This window comes from Streptomyces sp. NPDC059900 (genome assembly GCF_050270335.1).
In the GTDB taxonomy this organism is placed as follows: domain Bacteria; phylum Actinomycetota; class Actinomycetes; order Streptomycetales; family Streptomycetaceae; genus Streptomyces.
On sequence record NZ_JBNNJZ010000572.1, the window covers coordinates 1 to 5,021 of the forward strand.

Genomic DNA, 5,021 nt, shown 5'->3' on the forward strand with positions numbered 1-5,021 from the left:
GGCATACCCGGTCCGGCCGCCGTCGTGGTCGTCAGATGCCCGCGGGTACGCGCGCGGGACGGCCCGAGCCGCGCGTCAGGCAGTAACCCCCGATGCCCGCGAGGGCGCCGAGCACGCCGCCGCCCGCGGTCCACAGCCAGCGGGACGACCACCAGCCGGACGCCCAGCCGTCCTCCGGCTCACTGGCCGCCGTCTGCGTCTTCGTGCCGGTCCCCGGCACCAGCGGCTCCGCGAGCGCGCCGTCCACCGCCGCCGCGCCGCCCGCGTCGTTCGACGTCACCTTCATGGCGGCCTGTACCGGCAGACCCAGGTCGTCCGCCTTGAGGCCGGTGACCGTCAGGCGCGCGTAGTACGTGCCGGGCAGCGGGTCGTTGGCCCACGGCTCGGCCAAGGCGCGCACCGTGCGCAGGGTGCAGGACAGCTCGACGGTGGTTGCATCCTGCGCCGCGGTCCGTGACTGTGCGCCGAACCGGCACGCCTGATGGCGCCGCAGCCCGTCGTACACGTCGACCTGCCAGGTGGAGTCGCCGTGCCGGGTGGCGGCCTCGGGCAGCTTCACCGTGGCGTGCACGGTGGGGCGCTGTCCGATGTCCGCCGGGAACGACCAGTACAGGTAGTCGCCGGTGGACGCGTCCGCCGTGGCCTCCTGGTCCAACGGGATCGCGGTCGCCGTACGGAACGACGTACCGGCCTCGGTCGGCGCGGCGGACTTGGCGTCGCCGTCGCCGTCGTCCGCGTCGGCGAACGCCGCGCCGGCCGACCCGGTGAGGGCGAGCAGCGCGGCACCGGCCAGCAGACCGGCCCGCAGCAGTACACGTGTCGTACGCATCAGTTGGTCCTCCAGACCGCGAAGCGCCAGCGCGATACCCAGCCCCAGACCAGACCGGCGAGGAAGCCGACGAGGATCAGCGTGCCCAGCAGCCACCAGCCGTTGCCCAGGCCGAAGGACGCCACGTCCGACGCCTCGTCGGGCGCGTCCACCAGGTCGACGGCCAGCTCGACGGGCAGGCCCGGAGTCGTCTTGACGGAGGCGGGCGCCGAGAAGGAGTTGCTGACCTGGAGACACACGGTTTCGGCGGCGGGCTCGCCGCCGTCGTCGCTGTCGCCGTCGTCCTCGGGCTTCGGGTAACGCAGGCCGGTCGAGATCACGTCCGTACGTCCGTCGCCCGCCTCGGAGCCGCGCACGATCTCGCGCCCGTGCTCGGTCGAGGCCCGCAGCAGTACGCCGTAGTCACGGTTCACCGCGCGGTCCGCGCCGACGCTGACGGCCGCGCGCAGCTCCTTGCCGGGCTCGACGTCGACGCGGTACCAGCGGTGCTCGCCGAACTTCTCCCGGTCGGTGTAGACGCCCGCCTTCAGCTGCGGGGCGTCGGAGCACTGCGCGGTGCCCTCGGTCGCCACCGGGGTCGCGACGGGGTCGGCCGCGCGGTCCACCAACTGCTTGACGCGGCCGGAGAGTTCATCGGTGTGCCGCACCGACGTGTACGTACCGCCGGTGGCCTCCGCGATGCAGCTCAGCTGGTCGCGGGTCTTGGCGTCCGGCACCAGGCCGAGCGTGTCGACCGTGAGGTGGATGCCCTCGGCGGCGATCTTGCGGGCCACCTCGCAGGGGTCGAGCGGCTGGCAGGTGTCCTCGCCGTCGGAGATGAGGACGATGCGGCGGCTGCGCTCCTTGTTGTCGTCCTTGAGGTCGTCGGCCGCCTTCAGGAGGGTGGGGCCGATCGGCGTCCAGCCGGTGGGCGCGAGCGTGGCCACCGCGGTCTTCGCCTCGGTGCGCGCCGAACGGTCGAGCTCCGCGACCGGGTAGAGGAGCTCGGTGTCCTTGCAGCCCGTCTTGCGGTCGTCGCCGCGGTAGTTGGCGCCCAGCGTCCGTATGCCCAGCTGCACCTCGTCGGGCGTGGCGTCGAGCACCTCGTTGAACGCCTGCTTCGCCGCCGCCATCCGTGACTTGCCGTCGATGTCGCGGGCCCGCATCGAACCGCTGACGTCGAGGACCAGCTCGACCTTGGGCGATGGCTGTGCCGGTTCGTCGTCGGCGGCGGCGGGGCCCGCCGTGCCGAGTCCGGCGGTCAAGGCGGCGAGCAGGGCGAAGGCCCCGGCCGCCAGCCGATGTCTTGTGATCATCGCCGGATCTTATTGATCTTGGCGTGCATACCCAAACCGGCAGGTGGGTATCAGGCCCCGCCGTCCCGGCCGGGGCCCCGGCTCATCGCTTCAGCTCGCGGCCCCCGAACGCGCCGCCCCCGTCGGCCTGTTTCCACCATGTCTCCAGGGCCGTCTGGTCCATCGTCCGCCAGGACGGCGTCTCCTCGACGAGCGCGCGGCCGAGGCGGCGGCCGAGATCGACCATCGCGCCCCCGGCGACGGTGCGGTCGGTGTCGTACGTGTCCAGGGCGTCCGGCCAGGTCGTGGCCGTGGCGAAGGCGGACTCCAGGACCGTCGCGTCCTGCAGCGCCTTGACCGCGCCGGCCCCGGTATGCGGCCGGGCGACGGTGGCCGCGTCGCCCGCCAGGAGCAGCCGGCCCGAGGTGTAGCGGGGCGCGGTGAAGTCGTACATGGGCTGGAGGAAGAGCTCGTCGGGGGCCGTCGCGCGGACGAGGTCGCCCCAGTAGGGAGGCAGCAACTCGTCGCACACATGACGGAGATGGGAGGAGAGCGCCTCCGTGAGCCCGCCGGGCGGCAGGCTGGTGGGAGCGGCGAGCCGCAGGTCGAGGCCGAGCCCCGGGTCGAGATCCGGCGGCGGCGCGGTGTACAGGACCCAGTTGACGCGGTGGCCGCCGGCGCCGTCGGGGATGCGGTAGATGATGACGTGACCGCCGGGGAAGACGACGTACGCGCAGTCCTCCCGGGCCCACAGCTCCGGGTCGGCGAGCCGGTCGGCGGGGAAGGCGCCGCGCCAGGCGAGATAGCCGGCGTACGCGGGACGCACGGCCTCGAACGCCGCCGCACGGACCACCGACCGGTAGCCGTCGGCGCCGATCACGAGGTCGACGCGCTCGGTGCCGTCCGCGGTGACCACCTCGGCGTGCCCGTCGCCCGGTCGCACGCTCTCCACGGCCACGCCCGGGCGGAAGACCACGGACCCGGGCACCCGGCCGCGCAACTCACGCCACAGGGGACCCCAGTTGTAGGTACGGAAAGGGAACGGCATGGCCCCGATCTCGTGCCCGAGCGGCCCCGCCGCCGACCCGTCCCGCGCATACCAGCGGCGCCGCGCCAGCTGCACCCACGGCATGTCCGCGTCCAGATACCCGGCGGAGTCCAGCTCCACGTACCGGGAGTTGTGCACCGCGAGCCCGACACCCCGGTCCGCGAGATGGCCCGCGGCCCGTTCGTACACCGTGATCTCGTCGGCGCCACCGCGGTACGCGGCGAGTGCGGCGGCGCATCCGGCGATGCTCCCGCCCACGACGGCGACTCTGCCTCCACGCATCATCGCGCCATCCTGGCAGCAGGGATGACCCTGTGTCAGCGCAGGGACACGCCGCGACCGGCAAAGAACGGTTCGAAGGCCGAAAGTGACAGGTCCGCCGTTCTCGTGGCGGCGTCGATCCCGGACGGGTTGTGCAGATGCAGGCCCCCGTCCGCGGAACGCCCGGTGACGAGCACCAGGTGACCGCCCCGGCCGGGCGAGGGGCGGTGCGGGCGGCGGATCTCGAAGTGCACCGAGACCATCACCGAGCGGCCCTCGTCGAGCAGGCCGGTGAGCTCCTCCACCGTGAGATGCCGGTGCACCGTGGCGTCGACGCCGTGCGCGTCGCGCACATACTCCGCGAACGGGGCGTAGATCAGCCCGCGGATCTCCCCGTCGGCGTCCTCCGTGTACGCGCCGTACTTGAGCGCGCCGTCCCGCAGTTCGAAGAGCGAGGGCGAGGAAGGGCCCAGCGCCATCCGCAGGCAGGTCAGACCGCACAGATGGCCGCACCAGCGGGCGTAGTCCTCCAGAGTGGCGGCGCCCGATTCCGGCCAGGCCGGGTCGGCCGCGGGGTCCAGATCGCCGTACACGATGCGCTCGACCAGGTCGGGCGAGGCGAACTGGGTGTGGGAAGGGACCCGGCAGGCGGAACAGAGCGGCACACGACCCCCGTCATCCGATGGCATCACTGGCGGTATCCGCTCAGGAAGCGGCCGATGCGGCTGATCGCCGCGTCGAGGTCGTCAGCGTAAGGGAGGGTCAGGATGCGGAAGTGGTCGGGGCGCGGCCAGTTGAAGCCCGTGCCCTGGACGACCTGGATCTTCTCCTGGAGGAGCAGGTCGAGGACGAACTTCTCGTCGTCGTGGATGGGGTGGACCTTGGGGTCCAGGCGCGCGAAGGCGTACAGGGCGCCCTTCGGCTTCACGCAGGAGACACCGGGGATCTCGTTCAGCTTGCTCCACGCCATGTCGCGCTGCTCGTAGAGCCTGCCGCCCGGGGCGGTCAGCTCGCGGATGGACTGCCGGCCGCCGAGCGCGGCCTGGATGGCGTACTGGGCGGGAGCGTTCGGGCACAGCCGCATGGAGGCCAGCATCGTCAGCCCCTCCAGGTAGCTCTTCGCGTGCTGCTGCGGGCCCGTGACGACCAGCCAGCCCGAGCGGAAACCCGCGACGCGGTAGGTCTTCGAGAGGCCGCAGAAGGTCAGCACGACGAGGTCGGGGGCGAGGGCCGCGACGCTGTGGTGCACGGCGTCGTCGTACAGGATCTGGTCGTAGATCTCGTCGGCGAAGACCATCAGGCCGTGGCGGCGCGCGAGGTCGAGGATGCCTTCGAGGATCTCCTTGGGATAGACGGCGCCCGTGGGGTTGTTCGGGTTGATGATCACGACGGCCTTCGTCCGGTCGGTGATCTTCGACGCCATGTCGTCCAGGTCCGGGTACCAGTCCGCGGACTCGTCGCACGTGTAGTGGACGGCCTTGCCTCCGGAGAGGGTCGTCACGGCGGTCCACAGCGGGAAGTCCGGGGCGGGGATGAGGACTTCGTCGCCGTCCTCCAGGAGCGCCTGGACGGCCATGGTGACCAGCTCGGAGACGCCGTTGCCCAGGAA

At 72.3% G+C, this 5,021-nt stretch carries 5 protein-coding genes; all 5 read right to left on the reverse strand.

The genetic code is table 11. The features are described from left to right. Window positions 1–31 precede the first annotated feature (31 nt). On the reverse strand, window positions 32–829 hold the full coding sequence (locus tag ACQKIP_RS39360) for a hypothetical protein (protein WP_365863226.1): 798 nt from the start codon (window positions 827–829) through the stop codon (window positions 32–34). Then, window positions 829–2,124, reverse strand: a complete 1,296-nt coding sequence (locus ACQKIP_RS39365) for a VWA domain-containing protein (protein ID WP_365863228.1) — start codon at window positions 2,122–2,124, stop codon at window positions 829–831. The genes ACQKIP_RS39360 and ACQKIP_RS39365 overlap by 1 nt, the downstream gene beginning before the upstream one ends. 82 nt (window positions 2,125–2,206) lie before the next feature. Continuing rightward, a complete protein-coding gene (locus ACQKIP_RS39370) occupies window positions 2,207–3,433 on the reverse strand; it encodes an FAD-dependent monooxygenase (RefSeq protein ID WP_365863230.1) in 1,227 nt (408 codons plus the stop codon). Between the two features lie 35 nt (window positions 3,434–3,468). Continuing rightward, the gene (locus ACQKIP_RS39375; protein WP_365863232.1) at window positions 3,469–4,077 is read right to left on the reverse strand and encodes a C39 family peptidase; all 609 of its coding nucleotides are present in this window, start codon (window positions 4,075–4,077) and stop codon (window positions 3,469–3,471) included. 23 nt (window positions 4,078–4,100) lie between these two features. Continuing rightward, on the reverse strand, window positions 4,101–5,021 hold a 921-nt coding region (locus tag ACQKIP_RS39380; protein ID WP_427745255.1), incomplete at its 5' end, for a pyridoxal phosphate-dependent aminotransferase.